The sequence below is a fragment of the Geodermatophilus sp. SYSU D00708 genome (assembly GCF_054050115.1).
In genome coordinates, this window is sequence record NZ_JBJGYS010000013.1 from 113,777 (window position 1) to 137,886 (window position 24,110).

General features: G+C 76.7%; 27 protein-coding genes. 16 read left to right on the forward strand and 11 right to left on the reverse strand.

Annotated features, from left to right (window positions below; all coding sequences use genetic code 11):
- Positions 1 to 12: 12 nt before the first annotated feature.
- On the reverse strand, positions 13 to 690 hold the full coding sequence (locus tag ACI79D_RS12990; RefSeq protein WP_456918833.1) for a hypothetical protein: 678 nt from the start codon (positions 688 to 690) through the stop codon (positions 13 to 15).
- 99 nt (positions 691 to 789) lie between these two features.
- Between ACI79D_RS12990 and ACI79D_RS12995 the strand changes: the two genes are divergently transcribed.
- The gene (locus ACI79D_RS12995; protein WP_456918834.1) at positions 790 to 1,923 is read left to right on the forward strand and encodes an alpha/beta fold hydrolase; all 1,134 of its coding nucleotides are present in this window, start codon (positions 790 to 792) and stop codon (positions 1,921 to 1,923) included.
- A 68-nt stretch (positions 1,924 to 1,991) separates the two neighbouring features.
- Here the strand turns inward: ACI79D_RS12995 and dapD are convergent, their stop codons facing one another.
- Positions 1,992 to 2,966, reverse strand: coding sequence for a 2,3,4,5-tetrahydropyridine-2,6-dicarboxylate N-succinyltransferase (gene dapD / locus ACI79D_RS13000; protein ID WP_456918835.1), 975 nt, complete (start codon positions 2,964 to 2,966; stop codon positions 1,992 to 1,994).
- 139 nt (positions 2,967 to 3,105) lie between these two features.
- Between dapD and dapE the strand changes: the two genes are divergently transcribed.
- Genes dapE through ACI79D_RS13025 form a run of 5 tightly spaced genes read left to right on the forward strand, consistent with a single transcriptional unit; the run spans position 3,106 to position 6,576 of the window.
- The gene (dapE, locus tag ACI79D_RS13005) at positions 3,106 to 4,206 is read left to right on the forward strand and encodes a succinyl-diaminopimelate desuccinylase (RefSeq protein ID WP_456918837.1); all 1,101 of its coding nucleotides are present in this window, start codon (positions 3,106 to 3,108) and stop codon (positions 4,204 to 4,206) included.
- A 10-nt stretch (positions 4,207 to 4,216) separates the two neighbouring features.
- Entirely contained in the window at positions 4,217 to 5,050 is an 834-nt protein-coding gene (locus tag ACI79D_RS13010; RefSeq protein ID WP_456918838.1) for an LOG family protein, read from the forward strand.
- 20 nt (positions 5,051 to 5,070) lie between these two features.
- Positions 5,071 to 5,433: a DivIVA domain-containing protein gene (locus ACI79D_RS13015; protein WP_456918839.1), complete on the forward strand. Its 363-nt coding sequence runs from the start codon at positions 5,071 to 5,073 to the stop codon at positions 5,431 to 5,433.
- Positions 5,426 to 5,884 carry an SRPBCC family protein gene (locus tag ACI79D_RS13020; RefSeq protein ID WP_456918840.1) on the forward strand — a complete coding sequence of 153 codons (459 nt, stop codon included), beginning with the start codon at positions 5,426 to 5,428 and terminating at the stop codon, positions 5,882 to 5,884. Before ACI79D_RS13015 ends, ACI79D_RS13020 begins: the two co-directional genes overlap by 8 nt.
- Complete coding sequence (locus tag ACI79D_RS13025) at positions 5,881 to 6,576, forward strand: DNA alkylation repair protein (RefSeq protein WP_456918841.1); 696 nt, start codon at positions 5,881 to 5,883, stop codon at positions 6,574 to 6,576. Before ACI79D_RS13020 ends, ACI79D_RS13025 begins: the two co-directional genes overlap by 4 nt.
- A gap of 4 nt (positions 6,577 to 6,580) precedes the next feature.
- Here ACI79D_RS13025 and ACI79D_RS13030 read toward each other — a convergent pair whose 3' ends face one another.
- Genes ACI79D_RS13030 through ACI79D_RS13045 form a run of 4 tightly spaced genes read right to left on the reverse strand, consistent with a single transcriptional unit; the run spans position 6,581 to position 8,767 of the window.
- On the reverse strand, positions 6,581 to 6,910 hold the full coding sequence (locus tag ACI79D_RS13030) for a hypothetical protein (RefSeq protein WP_456918842.1): 330 nt from the start codon (positions 6,908 to 6,910) through the stop codon (positions 6,581 to 6,583).
- A 4-nt stretch (positions 6,911 to 6,914) separates the two neighbouring features.
- Positions 6,915 to 7,652: a cytochrome c oxidase assembly protein gene (locus tag ACI79D_RS13035; protein WP_456918843.1), complete on the reverse strand. Its 738-nt coding sequence runs from the start codon at positions 7,650 to 7,652 to the stop codon at positions 6,915 to 6,917.
- Positions 7,649 to 8,104, reverse strand: a complete 456-nt coding sequence (locus tag ACI79D_RS13040; protein WP_456918844.1) for a DUF2243 domain-containing protein — start codon at positions 8,102 to 8,104, stop codon at positions 7,649 to 7,651. The genes ACI79D_RS13035 and ACI79D_RS13040 overlap by 4 nt, the downstream gene beginning before the upstream one ends.
- 42 nt (positions 8,105 to 8,146) lie before the next feature.
- Positions 8,147 to 8,767, reverse strand: coding sequence for a LysE family translocator (locus tag ACI79D_RS13045; protein ID WP_456918845.1), 621 nt, complete (start codon positions 8,765 to 8,767; stop codon positions 8,147 to 8,149).
- Positions 8,768 to 8,843: 76 nt separating this feature from the next.
- On the opposite strand from ACI79D_RS13045, the gene ACI79D_RS13050 reads away from it, so the two are divergent.
- Complete coding sequence (locus ACI79D_RS13050) at positions 8,844 to 9,746, forward strand: DMT family transporter (RefSeq protein ID WP_456918846.1); 903 nt, start codon at positions 8,844 to 8,846, stop codon at positions 9,744 to 9,746.
- A gap of 16 nt (positions 9,747 to 9,762) precedes the next feature.
- Here ACI79D_RS13050 and ACI79D_RS13055 read toward each other — a convergent pair whose 3' ends face one another.
- A complete protein-coding gene (locus tag ACI79D_RS13055; protein ID WP_456918847.1) occupies positions 9,763 to 11,259 on the reverse strand; it encodes a glycosyltransferase family 39 protein in 1,497 nt (498 codons plus the stop codon).
- 77 nt (positions 11,260 to 11,336) lie between these two features.
- On the opposite strand from ACI79D_RS13055, the gene ACI79D_RS13060 reads away from it, so the two are divergent.
- The 5 genes from ACI79D_RS13060 (at position 11,337) to ACI79D_RS13080 (ending at position 16,032) form a co-directional block, all read left to right on the forward strand.
- The gene (locus tag ACI79D_RS13060; protein WP_456918848.1) at positions 11,337 to 11,873 is read left to right on the forward strand and encodes a DNA-3-methyladenine glycosylase I; all 537 of its coding nucleotides are present in this window, start codon (positions 11,337 to 11,339) and stop codon (positions 11,871 to 11,873) included.
- A 163-nt stretch (positions 11,874 to 12,036) separates the two neighbouring features.
- Positions 12,037 to 12,204: a DUF3117 domain-containing protein gene (locus tag ACI79D_RS13065; protein ID WP_012947303.1), complete on the forward strand. Its 168-nt coding sequence runs from the start codon at positions 12,037 to 12,039 to the stop codon at positions 12,202 to 12,204.
- A gap of 89 nt (positions 12,205 to 12,293) precedes the next feature.
- A complete protein-coding gene (locus ACI79D_RS13070) occupies positions 12,294 to 13,805 on the forward strand; it encodes a leucyl aminopeptidase family protein (RefSeq protein ID WP_456918849.1) in 1,512 nt (503 codons plus the stop codon).
- The gene (locus ACI79D_RS13075; RefSeq protein ID WP_456918850.1) at positions 13,805 to 15,271 is read left to right on the forward strand and encodes a hypothetical protein; all 1,467 of its coding nucleotides are present in this window, start codon (positions 13,805 to 13,807) and stop codon (positions 15,269 to 15,271) included. The genes ACI79D_RS13070 and ACI79D_RS13075 overlap by 1 nt, the downstream gene beginning before the upstream one ends.
- Before the next feature lie 170 nt (positions 15,272 to 15,441).
- Positions 15,442 to 16,032 carry a carboxymuconolactone decarboxylase family protein gene (locus tag ACI79D_RS13080; protein ID WP_456918851.1) on the forward strand — a complete coding sequence of 197 codons (591 nt, stop codon included), beginning with the start codon at positions 15,442 to 15,444 and terminating at the stop codon, positions 16,030 to 16,032.
- A gap of 56 nt (positions 16,033 to 16,088) precedes the next feature.
- Here ACI79D_RS13080 and ACI79D_RS13085 read toward each other — a convergent pair whose 3' ends face one another.
- Positions 16,089 to 17,591 (reverse strand): phytoene desaturase family protein, encoded by a 1,503-nt coding sequence (locus ACI79D_RS13085; RefSeq protein WP_456918852.1) that lies wholly within the window; start codon positions 17,589 to 17,591, stop codon positions 16,089 to 16,091.
- 186 nt (positions 17,592 to 17,777) lie between these two features.
- Here ACI79D_RS13085 and ACI79D_RS13090 point away from each other — a divergent pair, with 186 nt between their 5' ends.
- Together ACI79D_RS13090 and ACI79D_RS13095 are read left to right on the forward strand one after the other, a co-directional pair.
- Entirely contained in the window at positions 17,778 to 18,155 is a 378-nt protein-coding gene (locus tag ACI79D_RS13090; protein WP_456918853.1) for a hypothetical protein, read from the forward strand.
- Between the two features lie 85 nt (positions 18,156 to 18,240).
- Positions 18,241 to 18,930 (forward strand): DUF6766 family protein, encoded by a 690-nt coding sequence (locus ACI79D_RS13095; protein ID WP_456918854.1) that lies wholly within the window; start codon positions 18,241 to 18,243, stop codon positions 18,928 to 18,930.
- An 87-nt stretch (positions 18,931 to 19,017) separates the two neighbouring features.
- Here the strand turns inward: ACI79D_RS13095 and ACI79D_RS13100 are convergent, their stop codons facing one another.
- The 3 genes from ACI79D_RS13100 to ACI79D_RS13110 all read right to left on the reverse strand — a co-directional run bounded on the left by ACI79D_RS13100 (position 19,018) and on the right by ACI79D_RS13110 (position 21,803).
- Entirely contained in the window at positions 19,018 to 20,115 is a 1,098-nt protein-coding gene (locus tag ACI79D_RS13100; RefSeq protein ID WP_456918855.1) for a spore photoproduct lyase family protein, read from the reverse strand.
- A gap of 75 nt (positions 20,116 to 20,190) precedes the next feature.
- Positions 20,191 to 21,222: a M23 family metallopeptidase gene (locus ACI79D_RS13105; protein WP_456918856.1), complete on the reverse strand. Its 1,032-nt coding sequence runs from the start codon at positions 21,220 to 21,222 to the stop codon at positions 20,191 to 20,193.
- Positions 21,219 to 21,803 carry a hypothetical protein gene (locus tag ACI79D_RS13110; RefSeq protein WP_456918857.1) on the reverse strand — a complete coding sequence of 195 codons (585 nt, stop codon included), beginning with the start codon at positions 21,801 to 21,803 and terminating at the stop codon, positions 21,219 to 21,221. The genes ACI79D_RS13105 and ACI79D_RS13110 overlap by 4 nt, the downstream gene beginning before the upstream one ends.
- Positions 21,804 to 21,997: 194 nt before the next feature.
- Between ACI79D_RS13110 and ACI79D_RS13115 the strand changes: the two genes are divergently transcribed.
- Positions 21,998 to 22,267, forward strand: coding sequence for a hypothetical protein (locus ACI79D_RS13115; RefSeq protein ID WP_456918859.1), 270 nt, complete (start codon positions 21,998 to 22,000; stop codon positions 22,265 to 22,267).
- A 565-nt stretch (positions 22,268 to 22,832) separates the two neighbouring features.
- Positions 22,833 to 24,110, forward strand: a 1,278-nt coding sequence (locus ACI79D_RS13120; protein ID WP_456918860.1) for a hypothetical protein, incomplete at its 3' end; no start/stop codon positions are given.

Sequence of the window (24,110 nt, forward strand, 5' to 3'; positions counted from 1 at the left end):
CGGGTCGCGACCTCAGCCGCAGGGCGAGTCGTCGCCGCCGAGCGCGGCCGCGAGCTCGACGGCCATGCCCTCGTGCTTCTGGTACGCCTCGGGGAAGCCGCTGCGCTGCACGAGCTGCGCCGCGTCGGTCAGCCGGCGGTCCTCCCAGCCGGGCACCTGCACCAGGCCGTCGTAGAACTTGCCGGCTGCGTAGACCGGGTCCTGCACCTGCGCCGGCGTGCCCCAGCCCTGCGACGGCCGCTGCTGGAACAGCCCGAGGGAGTCGCGGTCGCCGTAGTCGAGGTTGCGCAGCGCCGACTCCTGCATGGCCGTGGCCAGGGCGATGACGACGGCCCGCTGGGGCAGGCCGCGGTCGTACCCCACCTGCGCGATCGTCGCGGCGTTGGCGACCTGCTCGCCGGTGAGGGTCAGCCCGGTGGCCGGCAGCCGGCACTCCGCGGTCGACAGCGCGGTCTCCTCCCGGTCGGCGGTCGCGGCGATCACCACGAGCACCACCACGGCGACCAGGAACGCGAGCCACGCCCAGGCGGCCGCGGTCCGCCGCGCCGCCCGGCGGGCCGGTGCCCGCCGGCCGGACGAGGGGCGCCGTCCGGCCACCCGGCGGGTCGGGCGACGGGCCGCCGCCGGGCGCCGGGCCGGCCGGCGGGCCGCCGGCGACCGCTGCACCGTCGCGCTGCGCCCACTGGTCATCTGGTCGACTGTAGGTGCCCGACCTGGGCGCGCGGCGGTGTCGCGCCGAGGTGTCCGTCGCTAGCGTGTCGGCGCGCCGACGCCCCGTGAGGAGATCCGATGAGTGACGTCCTGCTGCCCGGCATCACCGCCACCCGCGTGCCGACCGGGCGGCTGACCCAGAACGTGCTGCACCCCGACGGGGTCGACCCGGCCGGCCCCGGCGAGACGGTGCTGTTCGTGCACGGCAACGTCAGCTCGTCGCTGTTCTGGCAGCAGCCGATGCTGGCCCTCGCCGAGACCGGCCGGGTGCGGCCGCTCGCGGTGGACCTGCGGGGCTACGGCGACACCGACCCGCTGCCGATCGACGCCGGCCGCGGCGTGCGGGACTGGGCCGACGACCTCGCCGCGCTGGTCACGACGCTCGGCCTCGAGCGGGTGCACCTGGTCGGCTGGAGCATGGGCGCCGGCGTGGTCCTGCAGTACCTGCTGGACGCCCCGGAGCGGGTCGCCTCGGTGGCGCTGGTCGCCCCGGTCTCCCCGTACGGGTTCGGCGGCACCGCCGGCCCCGAGGGACGGCGGCTGTCCGAGGACGGCGCGGGTGCCGGCGCCGGCGCGGCCAACCCCGGGTTCGTCGCCGCCCTCGCCGCGGGCGACACCACCGCCGACGAGCCCACCAGCCCCCGGTCGATCCTGCGGGCCTTCTACGTCGCTCCGGGCTCCCTGCCGCTGGACCCCCAGCTCGAGGACGTCTTCGTCGCCGCGATGCTCAGCACCCGCACCGGCGAGGACCACTACCCCGGCGAGCCGGCCACCTGCGCGACCTGGCCGGGGGTGGCGCCCGGGCGGCGCGGCGTGCTCAACACGATGGCGCCGACGGTGTTCGACGTCTCGGGGGTCGTGGACCTGCCGGTGAAGCCGCCGGTGCTCTGGATCCGCGGGGACGCCGACGCGATCGTCTCCGACGCGTCGCTGTTCGACCTGGCCCAGCTCGGCGCGCTGGGCGCGGTGCCGGGCTGGCCGGGTCAGGAGGCCTGCCCGCCGCAGCCGATGGTCGCCCAGACCCGCGCCGTCCTCGACCGCTACGCCGCGGACGGCGGCGCGTACCGCGAGGTGGTCCTCCCCGGCGTGGGCCACTCGCCGCACGTGGAGCGGCCGCGCGAGTTCGTCGTCGCGCTGCTGGAGCACCTGGCCCACCCCGCGGCCGCGCCGTCCAACACCCCCGAGACCCCCGGCCCCGGCGACATCGGGTGAGCGCCGGAGCGGCCCCGTCCAGAGGCTCGCCGCGAACTTGCGAGAGGTGAGGAGGACGGGGCCCTTTCTCAGTTCTTGTGCAGCTCGGCGTTGAGGGCGCCCCAGTCGCCGTCGCGGGGGAGCGCCTCGAGCGCGCCGGACACCGAGTTGCGGCGGAACAGCAGCCCGTCGCGCCCGGAGAGCTCCGCGGCCTTGACGACCGAGCCGTCGGGCAGGGTCACCCGCGAGCCGGCGGTCACGTAGCAGCCGGCCTCGACGACGCACCTGTCGCCGAGGGAGATCCCGATGCCGGCGTTGGCGCCGAGCAGGCAGCCCGAGCCGATCGAGATGACCTGCTTCCCGCCGCCGGAGAGGGTGCCCATGATCGAGGCGCCGCCGCCGACGTCGCTGTCGGCGCCGACCACCACGCCGGCGCTGATCCGGCCCTCGACCATCGACGGGCCCAGCGTGCCGGCGTTGAAGTTGACGAAGCCCTCGTGCATGACCGTCGTCCCCTCGGCCAGGTGCGCGCCGAGCCGCACCCGGTCGCCGTCGGCGACCCGCACGCCGGAGGGGATGACGTAGTCGACCATCCGCGGGAACTTGTCGACGCCGTACACGGTCACCTGCCCGTGGGCCGCGCGCAGCCGGTGCGGGTTGAACGACGCGGCCTCCACCGGGCCGACGCTGGTCCACGCGACGTTGGTCAGCAGGCCGAAGACGCCGGTCAGGTCGGCGCCGTGCGGGCGGACCAGCCGGTGCGAGAGCAGGTGCAGCCGCAGCCAGACGTCGTGGGTGTCGACCGGCGGCGCGGACAGGTCGGGGATGACGGTGCGGACGGCGATCACCTCGACCCCGCGGGCCTCGTCGCTGCGCACCAGGCCGCCGTAGTCGGGACCCAGCTCGCCGGAGAGCTCCAGCGCGCCCAGGCGGGTCGTGCCGGCGACCGAGCCCTCGGGGGCGCCCAGGCGCGGCTCGGGGTACCAGGTGTCGAGCACCGTGCCGGCGGGGGTCACGGTGGCCAGGCCGGCGGCGACGGCGGAGAGCGGGGCGGCGTTCGTCACGGGGACGACGCTACCCAGCGCGCGGGCGGCCCCGGTCGGCGGCGGCGAGGCACACCAGGGGGTGAACGGTGCGCGACCTTCCGGTGACGGAGCGCGCTGCGGCGGCCCGGCAACCACGCCGCCCGTAGGCTCGGTGGCCGTGAGTGACCTGCCCGCGCTGGACCTGTCCACCGACGTCCTCTCGCTCACCCGCGCGCTGGTGGACACGCCCTCGGTGTCGGGGGACGAGCGTGCGCTGGCCGACGCGGTGGAGGCGGCGCTGCGCCGGCTCGGCGGCCTTGAGGTGGAGCGGGTCGGGGACGCCGTCCTCGCCCGCACCAACCTGGACCGGCCCAGCCGGGTGGTGCTCGCCGGGCACCTGGACACCGTCCCGATCGCCGACAACCTGCCCAGCCGGGTCGAGGACGGGCGGCTGCACGGCTGCGGCACCAGCGACATGAAGGCCGGCGACGCGGTGATGCTGCGACTGGCCGGCCGCTTCGGCGTCCCCGGGGCGCAGCCCGCGCACGACCTCACGTTCGTCTTCTACGACAACGAGGAGGTCGAGGCGGTCAAGAACGGCCTGGGCCGGGTCGCCCGCGAGCGCCGCGGCTGGCTCTACGGCGACCTCGCGATCCTCCTCGAGCCCACCGACGGGGAGATCGAGGCCGGCTGCCAGGGGACCCTGCGGGCGGTGCTCGAGGTGCCGGGCCGCCGGGCGCACAGCGCGCGCAGCTGGCTGGGCGTGAACGCGATCCACGGCGCCGCCGGCATCCTCGCCACCCTGGCCGGCTACCGGGCCCGCGAGGTCGAGATCGACGGCTGCACCTACCACGAGGGGCTCAACGCCGTCCGGATCGAGGGCGGCGTCGCCGGCAACGTCATCCCCGACGCCTGCACCGTCACGGTGAACTTCCGCTACGCCCCTGACCGGGACGAGGGCGCCGCCGAGGCGCACGTCCGCGAGGTGTTCGCCGACGCGATCGCCGCCGGCGTGACGCTGACCGTCGTCGACAACGCCGGCGGTGCGCTGCCCGGCCTGGCCGAGCCCGCCGCGGCGGCGTTCGTCGCCGCGGTCGGCCGGCCGGCGCGGGCCAAGCTGGGCTGGACCGACGTCGCCCGGTTCGCCGCCTTCGGCATCCCGGCCGTCAACTACGGCCCCGGCGACCCGCAGCTGGCCCACACCCGCGAGGAACACGTCGTCATCGACCGCCTGCAGCCGGCCGAGGACGCCCTGGTCGCCTACCTCTCCACGCCCTGAGGAGCTCCGAATGACCGTCGAGGCCAACGGGGGACGCCGTCCCCGCCCGACCCGCCACCGCGGGCCGATCATGCTGCGGGGCGGGGAGCCCGACCCGCGGACCCAGGGGACGACGACCGACCAGCGGCTGCTGGACCGGCGGGGCCCGACCGACTGGGTGCACACCGACCCGTGGCGGGTGCTGCGGATCCAGAGCGAGTTCGTCGAGGGCTTCGGCCTGCTGTCGGAGCTGCCGCGCGCGGTCAGCGTCTTCGGCAGCGCCCGCACGCCGCGGGACTCCGCGCACTACGCCGCCGGCGTCGAGATCGGGGCGGCGCTGGCCCGGGCGGGGTACGCGGTGATCACCGGTGGCGGGCCCGGCGCGATGGAGGCGGCCAACCGGGGGGCGTCGGAGTCCGGCGGGCTGTCGGTGGGCCTGGGCATCGAGCTGCCGTTCGAGCAGGAGCTCAACGAGTGGGTCGACGTCGGCATCGCGTTCCGCTACTTCTTCGTCCGCAAGACGATGTTCGTGAAGTACGCGCAGGCGTTCGTCATCCTGCCCGGCGGGTTCGGCACCCTCGACGAGCTGTTCGAGGCGCTCACCCTGGTCCAGACCCGCAAGGTCACCCGCTTCCCCGTGGTGCTGTACGGCAGCGAGTACTGGTCGGGCCTGGTCGACTGGATCCGCGACACGATGGTCCCGGCGGCCACCATCCACGCCTCCGACCTGGACCTGTTCACCGTCACCGACGACGTCGACGAGGTCGTCCGGGTCATCCAGGAGGCCGAGGCCGCCCGCGGGTCCGGCGAGGAGCTCGGCGGGATGCGCAGCGTCCCCGTGGACACCGGCCCGAGCGACGCCTGAGGGCGGCCGAGGTATCCCGGGTGCTGTCCGTCGCCGTCTTCGTCCTCACCGTCCTGGTGGTCGGTGCGCTGGTGTTCCTCGCCGGCGCGCTGCTGCTCGGCCGGGGGGAGACCCAGCCGCCCGCCGACCTGGACCGCTCGCCGGTCGAGCTGCCCGACGACCGGCCGGTGACCGCCGCCGACGTCCGGGGGCTGCGGATCTCGGTGACCGCCCGCGGCTACCGGATGACCGAGGTGGACTGGCTGCTCGAGCAGCTCGCGCAGACCCTCGAGGAGCGCGACGCGGAGCTGGCCGAGCTGCGGGCCCGGGTGGCCGCGGCCGACGCGGCCCGGGCCGACGCGCCGCCGCCCGGCCACCAGAACGGAGCGCCGGCCGATGCGTGAGCTGACCGAGACCGTCGACGTCGACGCCCCGCCCGAGCGGGTGTGGGCCGCGCTCACCGACTGGACGCGCCAGGGCGAGTGGATGGTGCTCACCGACGTCGAGACGGTCGGCGGCCCGGCCACCGGGGTCGGCGGGCGGCTGGTGGCGCGCACCGGCCTCCCGTGGCGGCGCGGTCGGCACCTCGGCGTCGTGGACACCATGGTCGTCACCGAGTGGGACCCGCCGCGGCGGGTCGTCGTCCAGCACACCGGGCGGCTGGTCCGCGGGCCGGGCATCTTCGAGGTGACCCCGCGCGGGGAGGGGACCACCTTCGGGTGGACCGAGCAGCTGTGGCTACCGTTCGGCCTGCTCGGGCAGCTGGGCTGGCCGCTGGTGCGCCCGTTCGTGGTCGCCGGGGTGCGCCGGTCGCTGCGCCGGTTCGCCGCCTTCGCCGTCCGCCACCCGGGATGACCGCGGCGGCGATCCGCGGCGAGCTGGCCGCGGCGGCCGACCCGGAGCGGGCCGAGGGGATGGCCCGGTACTTCCAGGCGCGGCCGGGCGGGTACGGCGAGGGGGACCGGTTCCTGGGCATCGGCGTCCCGGTGCAGCGGCGGGTGGCCCGCCGGCACGCGGCGACGACGTCCCTGGCCGACGTCGAGGACCTGCTGTGCAGTCCGCTGCACGAGGAGCGGCTGACCGCGCTGTTCGTGCTGGTCGAGCGGTTCGGCAGGGCCGGCGCCGACGAGCGCCGGGAGGTCGTCGACCTCTACCTGAGGTGCCGGGCGCACGTGGACAACTGGGACCTCGTCGACGCCTCGGCGCCGTACCTGCTGGGCGACGCCGAGCCCGCCGTCCTGGACGAGCTGGCGGCGTCCGCGTCGGTGTGGGGCCGCCGGATCGCGGTCATGGCCACGTTCGCCGGCATCCGCGCCGGGCGGTTCGGGCCCACGCTGCACCTGGCCGACCGGCTGCTGGCCGACCCGCACGACCTGGTCCACAAGGCCGTCGGGTGGATGCTGCGCGAGGTGGGCAACCGCGACCGGGTGGTGGCCGAGCAGTTCCTCGCCCCGCGCTACCGCCGCATGCCGCGCACGATGCTGCGCTACGCCATCGAGCGGTACCCGCCCGACCGGCGCCGCGCGTACCTCGCCGGCGAGGTCTGAGGCGTCAGCGCAGGGAGCGGGCGAACTCCAGTGCCTCGCGGGCCAGCGGCAGGTCGGTGCCCGGCTCGCCCTCGGGGAGGCTGACCCACTCGCGGTAGGGCCGGCCGCGGCCGGTGCCGAACGGGCCGCCCGTGCCGTCGGCCAGCAGCGCCGACACCCGCTCCTCGGGCAGCTTCAGCACCACCGCGTCGCCGACCACCATGGCGAAGGCCGCGCCGTCGACCTTCAGCGCCCGGGAGCCGAACCGGCGCGGGCCGGCGGTGTCCGGCGGGGTCACGTCGGGTTCGCCGGCGAGGGCGTCGACCAGGGCGGCGAAGCGGTCAGCGGGCTGCACGGGCTCATGCTGGCGCGGCAGCGGGATGCGTGGGGCGCCCGGCCGCGCGGACGGCGGCGCGGCTGACGTACCAGCGCCGCCACAGCACCGCGGCGACGGCGACGGTCACCACCGTGCCGCCGTCGTTCATGAGCTGCGCGCCCTCCGCGCCGTGCAGCACCCCGGCCGGCGGGTGCGCGTACAGCCACCGCGCCAGGACGTCGTGCGCCGCGGCGCCGGCGGCGAGCGCGCCGGCCCGCACCCCCACGCCCCGCGGGTGCGGCACCGGGTCGACGGCGAGCACCGACGCCGTCGCGAGGGTGCCGCTGACCAGCAGGTGCACCGCCACGACCGCCGCGAGCGCGGGCCGGTGCGCCGCGGCCGCGTGCAGGCCGGTGGCGTAGAGCAGCCACAGCCCCGCGGCGTGCAGCGGGACGGCGACCAGCGGGTCGGTCGCCCAGCGCGGCAGCGGCGTCCGCAGTCCCCGCGCCAGCCGCCGCGCCGCGGTCACCGGCAGCACCCGGAGGGCCAGGGTGACCGGCGCGGCCAGCACCAGCAGCAGCGGCGAGACCATCCCGAGCAGCAGGTGGCCGGCCATGTGGGTGCGCAGGTCGCCGTGGTCGCCGGCCAGCTGCGCACCAGCTGCGGCCGCACCCGCGGCGAGCAGGAACGCCGCCGTCCGGGCCAGCGGCCACGGCGCGCGGCACCGCCCGCTCGCCGCCACGTACACGGCGGCGGCCGCCAGCGCGGCCAGCGCGGTCACCGGGCCGGCCTCCGGCGGGCGCGGAGCAGCAGCGCGGTCCCGGCGAGCAGCAGGAGCACCGCGCCGGCGTTCCAGGCGAGGTCGTAACCGGTCAGGTCCACGCCGTAGCGCACCTGGTGCAGCCGCAGGAGCTTGTGGTCCACGACGCCGTCCCACAGCTGGAAGCCGCCGGCGCCGAGCAGGACCAGGGCCGTCCACCGTCGCCGGTCGAACGCGCCACGGCGGCGCAGGTCGGCGGTCAGCGCGAGCCCGGCGACCACCGCCGACAGGGTGAGCGCGTGGAGCACGCCGTCGGAGACCAGCCCGACCGCGCCGGAGGCCCGGTCGTAGAGGTGGTGCCAGTGCAGCAGCTGGTGGAAGACGATCTCGTCGACCGCGCCCATCAGGCCGGCGCCGACCAGCAGCCCGGAGGCCGCCAGCCGCCGGCCCGGCGCGGGAGGCGCAGCGGTCACCGCCGACCGGTGCCCGCCGCGGGGACGGGGAAACGCGGCGGCTCAGGCCCGCTCGGTCGCCAGCCGGGCGCCGAAGCCGAGCAGGGCGCAGCCGGTGAACGCGTCCAGGCAGCGGCGGACCGGCCGGCGGGCGAGCACCGCCCGGGCGCGGTCCAGCCCGGCCACGAGCAGCAGCAGCCAGCCCAACCCGAGGACGGCGTGGGTGAGGGCGTAGGCCGCCAGCACCGGCACCGGCGTCCCCGGGCCGAGGAACTGCGGCAGCACCGCGAGGTAGAAGGCGAGCACCTTGGGGTTGGTGGTGTTGGACAGGAAGCCCTGCCGCCAGCCGGCCAGCGCCTGGCCGGGGGGCGCCTCGCCCGCGGACAGCGCCGGGTACCGGCCGCGGACGGCGGAGCGCAGCGCCTGCACCCCGAGCCAGCACAGGTAGGCCACGCCGATCCAGCGGATCGCCTGGAACAGCGGCTCCACGCGCACGACCAGCGCCCCGAGGCCGGTCGCTGCGGCTGCGCCCTGCACCACGTTGGACGCGGTGACACCGCCTGCCGCCCAGGCGCCGCGCCGCCGTCCGCCGGTGAGGGTGTTCTTGACGACCACCGCGAAGTCGGCGCCCGGCACCAGGACGAGCACGGCCGCGAACAGGACGAACGTGGCGTAGTCGGACACGCTCCCACGGTAGGTCGTCAGGAGGGTCGGGCAGGATGGCGCTCGTGAGGTCGTGCAGCGTGGCACGCGGGGAGCGATGAGCCGGCGGGGCTGGGCGCTGTTCCTCGCCATGTCGGTCATCTGGGGCGTCCCGTACCTGCTCATCAAGGTGGCCGTCGAGGAGGTCCCGCCGGTCGTCGTGGTCGCCGTCCGCTGCCTGCTCGGGGCCGCCGTGCTGCTCCCGTGGACGATCGCCCGCGGCCAGTTGCGCCCGGCGCTGCGGCACTGGCGGGCGCTGCTGCTGTTCACCGTCCTGGAGATGGCCGGTCCTTGGCTGCTGCTCTCCTACGCCGAGCAGACGCTGTCCAGCTCGCTGACCGGGCTGCTGGTCGCCGGCGTGCCGTTCGTCGCCGCCGTGGCCGGGCGGCTGGCGGGGGAGGAGGACCGGCTCACGCCGGTGCGGCTGGCCGGCATGGGGCTGGGGGTGGTGGGGATCGCCGTCCTGCTGGGGCTCGACGTCGAGGGGATCGCCCTGCTCCCGCTGCTGGCGGTGGCCCTGGTCGTCGTCGGCTACGCCACCGGGCCGCTGGTGGTGAGCCGGGCCCTGCCCGAGGTGCCCGGCGTCGCGGCCAGCGCCATCGCGCTCACCGTGACCGCGGTCGTCTACCTGCCCGTCGCCGCACCCTCCCTGGACGAGGCGGTGCGGGCACCGGCGCAGGCCGTGCTCTCCCTGGTCACCCTGGGGCTGCTCTGCACCGCCGTCGCGCTGGCCATGTTCTTCGCGCTCATCCGCGAGGTCGGGCCGCAGCGGGCGCTGGTCATCACCTTCCTCAACCCGGCGGTGGCGGTGCTGCTCGGCGTCCTGCTGCTCGGGGAGCCGTTCACCCTCGGCCTGGCCGTCGGCCTGCCGCTGGTCGTCGCCGGCTGCGTCCTGGCCACCCGGCGCTCCCCGGCGCGCCGCGGTTCCGAGCTGCCCGACGTCGACGCCGCCGTCCCCTGACCCGGGGGCCGGCGGCTCAGCCGAGCCGGCGCAGCTGCGGCCAGACCTGCGACCAGGGCACCTGCCGCTGCTCGGCGACCCACACCGGCACGCCCTGCTCGTCGTTGTCCAGCCCGACGCCGTTGTCGACGCGCGCGGCGAGCTCCACCCGGCCGAACCAGCGCCGCAGCTCCTCCTCCGGCAGGCCGACGGCGACGACCGCGGTCACCGACTCCGGCGGCGGGCCCCAGTCCCAGTAGGCGTTGTGGCCGCTGTGCGCGGGGGCCAACCCGGGTGCGTAGCGGTCCACCGCGCCGGCCTCGCCGTAGTTGCGGGTGAGGACGGCGACCGGCTCGTCGGCCGGGAGCAGCTCGCGGGCCTGCTCGACGGTCGCGGCGAACGCCGGCCAGCCGACGGTCTCCCCGGCGTCGTAGTTGACGTCGACCACGGGGGTCGCGGCCAGCCGGCCGACCGGGACCACCGGCAGCATGAGGAACGCGTCGACGAGCAGGCTCAGTGCCAGGGCGCCGGCCACGGCGGCGGTCCGCGACCGGCTGCCGCCGGCCCACGCCACCACCGGTCCCGCCCCGGCGGCCAGCAGCAGCGGGTACAGCCCGCCCAGGTAGTAGGGCTTGCCGCCGGTGGCCAGGAACACGACCGCGAGGACGGCGTAGGCGACGGCGAAGGCTCGCCACGGCCGCAGCGCCGGGTCGCGCGCCAGCCGGACCCAGCCGACCGCCCAGACGGGCACGAGCAGCGGGCTGACCAGCACCAGCTGGAAGGGCAGGAACAGGTACCAGGGCTCGCTGGTGCCCGAGCTGCCGGCCGCGATCGCCTGCGCGAGCTCCAGCTGGGGCCACCCGTGCGCCGCCTGCCAGACCAGGTTCGGTGACCACACGACCAGCGCCAGGGCGCCGCCCAGCCAGGGCCACCGGCTGCGCAGCACCGACCGCGGCCCCACGGCGAGGACGCCGACCAGCACGGCGGCCAGCAGGAACGCCGGCTGCACCTTGTTGAGCAGCGCCAGGCCGGCGACCGCGCCGGTGGCCAGCCAGACCCGCCCGCCGTCGCGCAGCGCCCGCACCAGCAGCCAGGACAGCGCCGTCCAGGCGAGCAGGTCCAGCGTCGACGTCGACAGCAGGTGGCCGACGGCCAGCAGCAGGGCCGACACCGCCATCGCCGCGCCGGCCAGCAGCTGGGCGGCCCGGCCGCCGCCGAACTCCCGGGCGAGCAGGCCGGTGAGGACGACGACGGCCCCGGCCGCGAGCGCCGACGGCACCCGCAGGGCGACCAGGGACCCGGGGGCGAGCACGTCCACCGCGGCGGCCAGCAGCGGGGTCAGCGGCGGCTGGTCGACGTAGCCGAACGCCGCCTCCCGCCCGGCGCGCAGGAAGTACAGCTCGTCGCGGTGGTAGCCGTACCGACCGGCGAGGGCGACCAGGAGCAGCACCAGCGCGCCGGCCAGGCCGGTGAGCGGCCGCAGCGCGAGGCCGGGACGCGTCGCGACCGGGGAGGGGGTCGTCGTGGTCGCCACGGCGACGACCGTAGGGCTGTCGGTGGGCGGGGCTACCGTTCCGCGCCGTGGACCCGTTGGTCAGAGGCGCCCCGTTGGTGAGATGCGCGTGGGGCGACAGCGCCCCGGAGTACGTCGCCTACCACGACGAGGAGTGGGGCACCCCGCTGCACGGGGACGACGCGCTGTTCGAGCGGCTCTGTCTCGAGGCGTTCCAGTCCGGGCTGTCGTGGCTGACCATCCTGCGCAAGCGCCCGGCCTTCCGGTCGGCGTTCGCCGGGTTCGCCATCGACGCGGTCGCCGCCTTCACCGACGAGGACGAGGCGCGGCTGATGGCCGACGCGGGCATCGTGCGCAACCGCGCCAAGGTGCGGGCGGCGATCGCCAACGCGCAGGCGGCCCAGCGGGTCCCCGAGGGGCTCTCGCAGCTGCTCTGGTCGTTCGCACCCACCGCGCCGCGGCCTCGGCCGGCCACGCTCGCCGACGTCCCGGCGACCAGCCCGGAGTCGGCGGCGATGGCCAAGGAGCTCAAGCGCCGCGGGTTCGTCTTCGTGGGCCCGACGACCGCCTACGCCCTCATGCAGGCCACCGGGATGGTCGACGACCACGTCGCCGACTGCTTCCGGGCGCAGTGACGTGCCGGCACGGCCCTCCTGCAGGGCCTCGTCCTCCCACGGACGGGGGCTCGTGTTGGACCTCAGCGCCGGATACGGGATCATGGGAGCAGAGCTCACGGCATCGACGAGACGTCACACCGCCGCCAGCAGGGGTTGCGGGTGGCCGATGAAGGAGGCACGCATGGCGGCCATGAAGCCGCGCACGGGTGAAGGTCCCCTGGAGGTCACCAAGGAGGGGCGCGGCCTGGTCATGCGCGTACCGCTCGAAGGCGGCGGACGCCTGGTCGTCGAGCTGTCGCCCGACGAGGCCGCGGCTCTCTCCGAGGCACTGAAGGGCGCGACCAGCTGAACAGCCCCGCGAGCCTGCCCCCGGGCAGCCCCGCGCAGGACGACGCGGCCCCGGCCGCCGGCAGCACGCCGGCGACCGGGGCCGCGCCGTTGCCGCGGGTCGAGGTCCTGTCCACCCTCCCGGCGCTGGGGGAGGACGACGTCCTGGCCGTGCCGGTCGGGTCCGGCGGCGCGCTGCCCGGCTGGCTGTCCGGCCCCGGCGCGCCGGTCGACGCCGACCTCCTGGCCGGCGCACTGCGCGACACCGGCAACACCGGCCGCCCCGGGGCGGTCACCAACCTGCCGGTGCCCGGCCGCCGCCCGCGCAGCGTGGTCGCCGTCGGGGTCGGCGACGCGACGCTGCCCGACCTGCGCAGCTACGTCGGCGCCGCCGTCCGCCGCGGCCAGACCCTCGCCGAGCACGGCGCCACCCGGCTGGTGCTGCCGGTCGACGACGCCGCCGCGCCCGCCGGGGCGGAGGAGGTGCGCGCCGCCGTCGAGGCCGCGCTGCTGGCCGGCTACCGCTTCCGCGAGACCTCCAGGCCCCACCCGCCGCGGCTGGCCACGGTCACCGTCGTGGCCACCGACGCCGCCGACCCGGCCGTCACCGCCGCCGCCCGGGCCGGGGACGTGACCGGCCGCGCCGTCGCCTGGGCGCGCGACCTGGTCAACACGCCCAGCAACACCAAGAACCCGGCCTGGCTCGCCGCCGAGGTGGGGGAGCGGCTGGCCGGGCTCGACCACGTCACCGTGCACGTGCTCGACACCGACGACCTGCGGGCCGGCGGCTTCGGTGGCGTGCTCGCCGTCGGCGGGGGCTCGGCCACGCCGCCGTGCGTCATCGTGGCCTCCTACCGCCCGCCGGCCGCGGGTGCGGGGCACCCGGTGCTGGTCGGCAAGGGCATCACGTTCGACACCGGCGGCCTGTCCATCAAGCCCAACGCGGGCATGCGCGAGATGAAGACCGACATGGCCGGCGGTGCCGCCGTCCTCGCCACGCTGGACGCCGCCGCCCGGCTGGGGCTGCCGGTCGCCGTGACCGCCGTCGTCCCGGCCGCGGAGAACGCCGTGTCCGGGTCCTCCTACCGGCCGGCCGACGTCGTCCGGCACGTCGGCGGGCGCACGACGGAGGTGCAGAACACCGACGCCGAGGGCCGCATGGTGCTCGCCGACGGGCTGGCCCACGCCCGGCTGCACCTCGGCGCGACCGTGCTGGTCGACGTCGCCACGCTGACCGGCGCGATGAAGGTCGCACTCGGCACCCGCACCGCCGGCCTCTACGCCACCACCGACGGCCTGGCCGACGCGCTGCGCACCGCCGCCGCCCACGCCGGCGAGCCGGTGTGGCGGATGCCCCTGGCCGAGGAGTACGCCGACCTGCTGGAGAGCACCGTCGCCGACGCCAACAACGCGCCGGGCAACCCGGGCGGGACGACCGCCGCGCTGTTCCTGCGGCCGTTCGCCGGCGACCTGCCCTGGGCCCACCTCGACGTCGCCGGCCCCGCCCGCGCGCAGGGGGACGACGCGGAGGTCGTCAAGGGCGGCACCGGCTTCGGTGCGCGCACGCTGCTGCGCTGGCTGGAGGCCGGTGCGCCGGTCGACGCCCCGATGACCGCCGACTGATGGCGGCCGAGGACGGTGGCGTCGTCTTCCCGGCCGGTCCGGACGGGCGGCGCAGCACCGCGGCGCTGGGGCGCGGCGTGGTCGCCGACGCGCTGCGGCGGGTCGACCCCACCGGCGCGGCCGCCGCGGAGCGGGAGACCAACTGGCGGGCCGGCTACCTGACCCACTTCCGCCGGCTGGTCGAGGCGGGGCTGTCCTCGCGCCAGGCCGCGCTCACCATCGCCGAGTGCGGCCTGGCCTCGCTGCACGCCCGCATGCGGGTCACCGGGGCCGACGGCGCCGAGACCGGGCTGGACGCGCTGCTCTCCGCGCCGGCCGGGCGCGCCCTGGCCACGGCCGAGGTGACCGGCACCGCCGAGCCCGAGCGGGAGCTCTCCCTGCCCTTCCACGGCCGCCGCCTGCGCGGGGACGCGCTGCTGGCGCAGCTGGACACCTGGGTCGCGGCCGGCGTGGTGGAGCCGTCGTGCGCCGAGGCGGTGCGCACGGTGGCCGCCAACCCCGGGTGGCTGGCGCTGCCCGGCACCACCGTCGTCGTGCTCGGGGCCGGCGCGGAGATGGGGCCGCTGACCGCGCTGCTGCGCTGGGGCGCCCGCGTGGCCGGCGTCGACCTGCCGCGCGCACCGCTGTGGGAACGGGTGCTCGACACCGCCCGGCGCGGCGCGGGCACCCTGCTGCTGCCGGTCGAGGGGGAGGGCCCCGCCGACGCCGCCCGGGCCGGCGCGGACCTCATCGCCGACGTGCCGGCCGTGGCCGAGTGGGTCGCCGGGCTGCCCGGCCGGCCGGTGCTGGGCAACTACGTCTACGCCGACGGCGCCACCAACGTGCGGGTGTCGACGGCGGTCGACGCACTCACCGTGCGGCTGGCTGCGGCCCGCCCCGACCTGGCGCTGGCCTTCCTCGCCACACCGACCGACGTCTTCGCCGTCCCGGCCGAGGCGGTGGAGCACTCGGTGCGCGCCTACGCCGGGCGGTCGCGGACGGCGAAGCTGCTGGGCCGGCCGCTGCGCACCCTGTCGGCCGGCCGGCTGCTGCAGCGGGCCCACGTGCCGGGCGCGGCCCCCGGCATCGCCGACAGCCTCGTCGCCCAGCAGGGCCCGAACTACGCGCTGGCCAAGCGGCTGCAGCGTTGGCGCGCGACGGTGGCGCGGGCCGCGGGGACCACGGTGTCGATGAACGTCGCGCCCCCGACCCGCACCCGCTCGGTGGTCAAGAACCGGGCGCTGGCGGCGGCCTACGCCGGGGCGCACCGGTTCGGCGTCGAGGTGTTCGAGCCGGCGACGTCCAACGTGCTGATGGCCGCACTGCTGGTCCACGACCTGCACACCGGCGGCGGGCCGGCGCACGAGCAGCCGTGGCAGGACGAGGCCTGCGCCGCCGCCCACGGTGGCCTCTGGCGGACCGCCTACGCCCCGCGCAGCGCGCTGGGCCTGGCCGCGCTGCTCGGCTACGGAGCCGCCCGCAGCTGACGCCTCCGCACGCGCCGGCAGCGGTTCCGCGCCACAGCCGCCGGACGACGATCCACCGCCCTTCTGACCAGCGTGCGACGCCGTGCGGAGAACCGGGGGCGCTCGCGCGGCCTGCACCTCGTGGTGCCGCACCAGTACGTGGCGCCGCGGTCCGGGGCTACGGTCGGCCGATGACCTGGATCCGGACCCCGTCGGAGGAGGGGGCAGCGGGCGGAGTGTCGGCCGCGTACGACCGTGACCGGGAGACTCTCGGCTACGTCGCCAACCACACGCGGGTCTTCGCCAACCGGCCGGCCGTGCTGGAGGCCTGGCGCGCCCTCAACGGCGCGATCAAGGCATCGATGGACCTGCGCCGCTACGAGCTGGCCACCGTCGCTGCCGCACTCCGGCTGCGGTCGAGCTACTGCTCGCTCGCCCACGGCAAGCTGCTGGCCGAGCAGTTCGACGGTTCGGCAGCCGTCACCGCCATCGCGAACGACCCTGCGGCGGCGCCCTTGACACCGGTCGACCGGGCGGTGATGGCGCTCGCGGACAAGGTGGCCGCCGGAGCAGCCCACATGACAGAGGACGACCTCGCCGAACTGCGTGCGCTCGGGCTGGACGACACGGAGATCCTCGACGTCGTCCTCGCTGCGGCGGCCCGCTGCTTCTTCAGCAGTGTGCTCGACGCGGTGGGCGCCCAGCCCGACGCAGCCTTCCGGTCCCTGGACGCCGCCGTCCGGGACGCGCTGACCGTCGGCCGCCCCATCGCCGAGTCCTGAACCGCGGTCGGCCCGACTCCTGCCGGGTCGGCTCGGGCCCGGCTCGTGAGCCGGACTCAGGCCGGCCCGACCAGGCCGGCGACGATCTCGGCCGACAGCGCGACGAGCGGCAGGCCGCCACCGGGGTGCGAGGACCCGCCGACCAGGAACAGCCCCGGGACGGGGGAGGCGTTGCCCGGCCGGAGGAACGCGGCCCGCGCGCCGTTGCTCGACGTCCCGTAGATGGAGCCGCCCACGCTGCGGGTGTCCCGCTCGAGGTCGGCCGGCGTCCGGACGACGCACCAGCGCACCCGGTCGCGGACGTCGAGCCCGCGCCGGGCCATCACCTCCAGCACCTGGCCGGCGTAGCGGTCGGCCAGGCCGGGTGCGTCCCAGTCGACGCCGCCCGCGGGGTCGTGCCGCGGGGCGTTGACCAGGACGAACCACGACTCGCTGTCGTCGTCCGGGCGGGTGGCCGGGTCGTCGGGTGCGCTGACGTAGACGGTCGGGTCGGCCACCGGCTGCGGGACGCCCCGGCACGAGCCGACCCCGAACACGGCGTCGAACTCCGCGTCGTAGTCGTCCGGGAAGAGCACGGTGTGGTGGGCCAGACCCGGCGTCCGCCCGCGCAGCGCCAGCAGCAGCACGACGCCCGACAGCGACGGCGTGCTGCGGGTCAGCCCCCGCCGCACCCGGCGGGTGACGCGCGCCGGCGGGAGGAGATCGGCGTAGAGCGACGCGGCGTCGGCGCCGGAGACGACGACGTCGGCGCGCAGCACCTCGCCGCCGGCCAGGCGCACCCCCGCCGCGCGCCCGCCCTCCACCAGCACGCGCTCGACCGCGCACCCGGTGCGCACGACGGCGCCCCGCTCGACCGCTCGGGCCGCGACCGCCTCGGCCAGCCGGCGCAGGCCGCCCCGCACGTACCAGGAGCCGAACGCCTGCTCCACGTAGGGGACGGTGGCCAGCACCGCGGGCGCCCGCCGCGGGTCCGAGCCGGAGTAGGTGGCGTAGCGGTCGAGCAGGGTGCGCAGCCGCGGATCGCGCAGGTGCGTCGTCCCCAGGCCGCGCAGGGTGCGCCACGGCGCCACCGTGCCGACGTCGGAGGCGCTGCGGGCCAGCCGCGCCAGGGTGGCCGCCCCGGCCAGTGGCGAGCGGAGGAACGGCCCCTCGGTCACCCGCCACATCGCCGCGGCCCGCGTCAGGAGAGCCGTCCACTGCGCGCCGGCGCCGGGTCCGAGCGCCGCGTCGAGGGCCTCGGGCACGGCGTCGAGAGAGCCGGGCATCACCAGCGGGGTCCCGTCGGCGAAGCGGTAGGCGACCGCCGGGTCGAGGCGCACCAGGTCGACGGCGTCCTCCAGCGGGCCGCCGGTCGCGGCGAACAGGTCGCGGTAGAGGCCGGGCAGCGTGACCAGGCTCGGTCCGGTGTCGAAGCCGTGCCCGTCGCGGGCGTACCAGCCGAGCTTGCCGCCGACCTGCGGCGCCTGCTCCAGCACGGTCACCGCGTGGCCGAGCGCGGCCAGCCGCGCCGCCGCCGCCAGCCCCCCGAGCCCGGCGCCGACCACCGCCACCCGCGCCACGCCGCCACGGTAACCGGGCGGCGCCGTCGGGCCGTCCCGGCCGAGGGCAACCCCCCGTTCCCCCGAGCGGGTGGTGATCGTTTGACGGGGCGTCGAGCGGGGGTAGGCGGGTTGTCCGGCCAGCACCGCCGGACAGGGTCGGGGGGAGACAGGAGGGCGCCGGTGCCGACCTCGGCGAGGAGAGTGGTGGCGGCCGGAGGGCTCGCGGCCGTGGCGGCGCTACTGGGCGGCTGCGCCGGCCTGGAGGCCGACGACGTCGGCACGGTGGCCCGCGTGTTCGAGGACGCCTCGGGAGACCCGGCGCAGCGGTGCGAGCTGCTGGCCCCCGCGACGCGGGCGGCCCTCGAGTCCGACGAGTCGGCTCCGTGCGCCGACGCGCTCGAGCAGATCCCGCTGCAGGGCGGCACCGTGGAGTCCGTCGAGGTCTGGGGCCGCGACGCGCAGGTCCGGCTCAGCGGGGACACCGTCTTCCTGACCGAGAGCCACGCCGGCTGGCTGGTCACCGCGGCCGCGTGCCAGCGCCGGGGCGAGGCCCCCTACGACTGCGAGGTGGACGGGCCGTGAACGGAGTCCGAGGGGTCTTCATCGGTTTCCTGGTCGTGATCCTGCTGGGGATCGTCTACGTCACCGCGCTGGGGTTGATGGGCCGATGAGCGCGCCTGACCGCTACGGCTTCCTCCGCGCCAACGCACTGAGCCTGGCCTTCGGCGCGCTGTTCCTGATCACCCTCGTCGGCCAGGCGATCTCCGGCACGGCGGACTTCAACGCCCAGCAGGTCACGAACGGCCTGCCCACGGTGTCGTTCCTGGACTACGTCACCTCGTCGTCCTTCGGGGTCGACGTCATGGAGAACTGGCAGTCGGAGTACCTGCAGTTCTTCCTCTACGTCTTCGCCACCGTGTGGTTCATCCAGCGGGGCTCGTCGGAGTCGAAGGAACCGGGTCAGGAGGGCACGGAGTCCGACGAGGAGCAGCAGGTCGGCCGGCACGCCGGTCCCGGGGCCCCGAAGTGGGCGCGCACCGGTGACTGGCGGACGACGCTGTACTCGCGCTCGCTCGGCCTGCTCATGGGGGCGCTGTTCCTGCTCACCTGGGCCGCCTCGTCGGTGGCCGGCTGGGCGGCCTACAACTCCGAGCAGCTGGCCGACAGGCAGGACCCGGTCAGCTGGGTCGGCTACCTCGGCGAGGCCGACTTCTGGAACCGGTCCTTCCAGAACTGGCAGTCGGAGATGCTCGCCGTGGGCTCGATGGCGATCTTCGCCGTCTACCTGCGCCAGCGGGGCTCACCGGAGTCCAAGCCGGTCGGCGCCGCGCACGCCGACACCGGTCAGACCGGTTGACGGACCCCTTGGTGAGGTCCTGGAACGGCCCTCCTGCAGGGACCCGCCCCGAGCGCCAGCGAGGGGTGGGGGCAGGAGGGTCCTTCTTCAGAAGGCGTACCGCACGCGCAGCCACGGCGCGTGCGCCGCGATGAGCTCCTGCAGGCGGGTGACGCCGAGCCGCTTCACGTCGTTGCGGTAGCGCACGTTCCACTGCCCGTTCTGGCTGCGCTTGGGCTGCTGCAGGTCCGGCCGCCAGAGCAGCTCCTCGGCCTTGGGGTGCCAGCCGAGGTTGACCTCGTGCAGGTCGCGGTTGTGGGTCAGCATGATCACCTCGGCCGCCGCCTGCGCCTTGGCCGCGGGGGAGAGCTCGTCGTCCAGCCGGGTCAGCAGCTGGGCCCAGTCGGCCTCCCACCCCTCACGCAGGACGACGGGGGAGAGGTTGAGGTGCACCTCGTAGCCGGCCTCGACGAAGTCGTCGACGGCGGCGATCCGCTCCGGCACGCGGCTGGTGCGCACGTCGAGCACCCGGGCATCGGCGTCCGGCATGACCGAGAAGCGGATGCGGGTGCGGCCCCCCGGGTCGAGCTCCAGCAGCTGTCGATTGACGTACTTGGTCGCGAACGACGCCTTCGCCGTCGGCAGCTCGCGGAAGGTGGCGACCAGGTCGGCCACGTTGTCGCTGACCAGCGCGTCGACCGAGCAGTCGCTGTTCTCGCCGATGTCGTACACCCAGCTGTCCGGGTCGCACTGGTCGGGCTCGGTCTTGGGGCCCTGCCGGGCGACGTGCCGGCGCAGGTAGCCGGTGATCTGCTCGATGTTGGTGAACACGGTGATGGGGTTGGCGTAGCCCTTCTGCCGCGGCACGTAGCAGTAGGCGCAGGCCATCGCGCACCCGTTGGCCGTCGACGGGGCGATCCAGTTGGCCGAGCGGCCGTTGGGGCGGGCGGTGAGCGACTTCTTGACGCCGAGCACCAGCGTCTCGGTCTTCACCCGCACCCAGCGCTCGACGTTGCCCGCGTTGCCGTGCAGGTCGGGGATCTGCCAGTGCGAGGGGACCTCCACCACCTCGGCGCCGGGGAAGCGGGCCAGCACCTGCTGCCCGCGGGGCGACTCCAGCGCGGCCGGCTCGGCGTGGATCTCGCGGACCCGGAGGAGACGGGAGAGGTCGGGGTGGACGGGGGACGGCGAGGCGGCGGCTCCCACGCCGGGTACAGCGGCCCGCGGCGGCGCCCTGTTCCAGCTGCGGGTGCGCCGTGCACCACCCCGCCCGCCCCGCCGTCAGCGCAGGTCGAGGCCCCGGTCGGCGAGGAAGGCGAGGGGGTCGGTGGGGGCGCCGTCCAGCAGCACCTCGAAGTGCAGGTGGCAGCCGGTCGAGTCACCCTTCGTGCCGACCCGCGCGATCTGCTGGCCGGCGACCACGGGCTGGCCGACGACGACGAGCAGGTCGTCGTCCTCCATGTGCGCGTACCGGGTGACCACCCCGCCGCCGTGGTCGACGACGACGAGGTTGCCGTAGCCCGACGAGACCCCGGCCCGGACGACGACCCCGGCCGACGCCGCGACAATCGGCGCGTCGCACCCCGGCGCGAGGTCCAGCCCCGCGTGCAGCCGGACGCCTCCGCCGGTCGGGTCGTCCCGCTGACCGAAGCCGCTGGTCAGCGGGCCCTCGGTGGGCGACGCCCAATCCCCGCTGACGCTGCGGAGCAACGGGCTGGCGCCGGTGCAGGAGACCGAGCCGGTGCCGGGTGCCAGGCCCGTGACCGTGGCGCCGGCGAGGGCGGCGGTGACCTCGAGGGCGTCGTCCCACCAGCGGGCGTAGTGGTACGGGTCGGCGTTGCGCTGGGTGCGGTGCGCGGCGATCGTCGGCGGCAGGGTCTGCCAGCCCTCGACCTGCAGCAGCGCCTCGTAGAAGTTGGTGGCCGAGGTGGTCGGGTCCATCCGGTCCGCGTAGCTGCCCCACGCGCCGTTGGCCCGCTGCTGGAACAGCCCGCGGCTGTCCGGGCCGACGGCGTCCCCGTGGTCGACGACGGTCAGGGAGGACTCGCCCATCGCCGTCATCACCCCGATGACCTGGCCGCGGGCGTCGACGCCGAGCGCCTCGCCGGCCTCCACGATCAGCGCGGCGTTGACCAGTTGCTCGCCGGACCAGCCGGCGACCGGTCCGTCGGGCACCCCCGCGACGCTCACCGCGGCACCCACCGGCGAGCACGCGCCGGCCTGCGGGTCCTCCTCCGTGACCAGCGCCGCGGTGACCAGGCCGCCCGCGACGAGCACCGGCACCAGCGCGGCGAGGACGCCGAGGCGCCTCACGGCGCCGGCTCCGCCTGGGCCGCCGTGGCCGCCGTGGTGCTCTCCGCAGGCGGGGTCAGGGCCGCGGAGGGGTCGGCGGCGTCGACCGGCGTGAACCGCTCGACCAGCCAGGGGCTGCCGTCGCCCTCGCGCACGAGCAGGACGGCGTACTCCCCGGCGTCGGTCGGCACCAGCACGGTGGACAGGTAGGCGCTCACCGACGGCGTGGGCCGGGGCGGTCCGGTCACGGCGGTCGCCGGGACCGCCTGCGGGTCGGTGCCCTCGTAGGCCACCGCGGCCGCGGGACTGAGCAGAGGCGCGAGCTCGGCCCACCACTGCCCGGGCTCCAGGGCGGGCCGGGCGAAGGCGGTGACCGCGGCCGTGGCGGCGTCGAGCGCGGCCTGCTGCGAGGCGTCGTCCTCCGTGGGCTGGGGCGGCGGCGCGGGCAGCGCGGCGTCCGCGTCGCCGGGTTCGGGGGCAGGGGCCGCGGACTGCGTGGTCGGCTCGGGCTGCGCCTGCTCGGTCGGCGCCGCGCAGCCGCCCAGCACGAGGGCAGCGCCGAGCGCGGCCGCAGCCGCGAGGCGCCGTCCCGAGCCGGACATGCCCGTGCCCTCCTGTCACCCGGCCGGACCCCCGCCACGCCGGTGCGACTCGAGTAGAACCCGGCGGCCGCGGGGGCGGGACCCCCCAATCTCGGGCATTGCCGCACCTCGGGGCCGCGACCGACCGTGGAGGCCGACACGAACGGCGGGGGTGTCAGCGCCTCGCCGTGGACGACGGACCGAGGACGGAACCGATGGCGCTCACCTCCCCGCTGACCCTGGCCGTGGTCGACCCGGGTCAGGGCGTCGCCCCGCCGGGCGCGGAGGGGATCGTCACGATCGTCCAGTGGGTCGCCTGGACGGTGCTCGCCGTCTGCGTCCTGGGTGTGCTGCTCGTCGGCGCGCGCATGGCGGTGGCCCACCGCCGCGGCGAGGGGGCCGAGCACGCGGTGAGCCTGGCCTACGTCCTGGGTGGTGCGGTCCTCGTCGGGTCGGCGTCCGGCCTGATCGCGGCCCTGGTCTGAGCGACCAGGCGGAGGGGGAGCGGACGTGGACGAGGCGACGCCGACGGCGGGGGTGACCACCGACCCGGCCGTTCCGACGACGACGCCGCCTGCTGCGACGCCCGCCACGACCACGGTGGCGCCGGCGACGACTCCGCCCGCGGAGACGACCACTCCGCCTGCGGAGACCACGACCCCGCCCGCGGAGACCACGACCCCGCCTGCGGAGACGACCACTCCGCCTGCGGAGACCACGACCCCGCCTGCGGAGACGACCACTCCGCCTGCGGAGACCACGACCCCGCCTGCGGAGACGACCACTCCGCCTGCGGAGACCACGACCCCGCCCGCGGAGACGACCACTCCGCCTGCGGAGACCACGACCCCGCCCGCGGAGACCACCACTCCGCCCGCGGAGACCACGACCCCGCCCGCGGAGACGCCCGCGGCGGGCGGCGAGACCCCCGCGGCGGGCGGCGAGACCCCCGCGGAGCAGACCCCGACCACGCCCCCGGCTGAGCCGACACCGGCGGAGGTCGCCGTCACGGACGACCGGATCCCGGCCGCCTTCGTCGACGACTCCGTCGTGCCGGTGCTGTCCGGCGCCGACCAGCAGGCGGTGGAGGTCGACCGGATCCCGCTCGACACCGTCTCCGACGCCAGGGACCTCGGCGGCCTGGCCGGCTTCGGCCCGGGGGACTCGATCAGCGGCACCGCGGACGTCAGCGGTGTCGACGCGGCCGCCGGGACCTTGGGCGACGCCTTCCTCGACCCGGCCATCCCGGCCGCGGGGATCGGCGTGCTCGACGAGAGTGGAGGAGGAGACGCCTTGGGTGACCTGGCGCGGGAGATCGTCGAGGCGGCCGGCGACGCGCTGGGCGCCGTGGCGCGACTGTGGGCCGACCCGCCGTCCCCCGGCATCGGTTCGATCGGCCCCGGCGGGACGGCGACGCCGTCCGAGGCGGCCTCACTGCTGGCCGGGTCGCTGGCCTGGTACTCGGCCGCGGTCGCGGTCGTGGCCGTGCTCATCGCGGCCGGGCGCATGGTGTGGCAGCGGCGCAGCCAGCCGGTGGCCGACCTGCTGCGGGGGCTGCTGACGCTGGTCCTCGTCGGCGGCGCCAGCCTCACCGGGGTCACGCTGCTGGTCACGGCGGCGGACGCGTTCTCGGTGTGGGTGCTGCAACGCGCGACCGGCGACGTCGAGGGCGGGCTGACCGAGCTGCTGGCGCTCCAGCAGACCGACGGCATGAACGACGTCCTGGTGATCCTGCTGGGCACCACGGCCCTGCTGGGCGCCCTCCTCCAGATGGTGCTGCTCGTCGCCCGCGGGGTGGTGCTGGTCGTCCTGGCCGGCGTGCTGCCGCTGTCGGCGTCGGCCACCAACACCGACACCGGCCGGGCGATCTTCGTCCGCACGCTCACCTGGACGATCGCCTTCGCGCTCTACCAGCCGGCCGCCGCGCTGGTGTACGCCGCCGGCCTGGTGCTGGCGCCCACCCCGGACGACGCGCCGCTGGTGGCCGCGCTGACCGGGACGACCTTCCTGGCTCTCGCGATCGCCGCCCTGCCGGCGCTGCTGCGGGTGCTGCGGCCGGTGGTGCGGACGGCGACCGACGGCGGCAACCGGGTGCGCGCGGCGGCCACCGCCGGCCTGCCCTCCGGTGCCCGGGCCGTCGTGCCCGTCACCGTGTCGCCCGGGGGAGGAGCCGCGGCCGCCTCCGTGCGGGTCCCCTCCTCCCGCGGCGGCGGCCCCCGGGCCGGGGGGGGGGGGGGGGGGGGGGGGGGGGGGGGGGGGGGGGCGGGGCGGGGGGGGCGCGGGGGGGCGCCGCGGGGGGGGGGGGGGGGGGGGGGGGGGGGGGTGCGG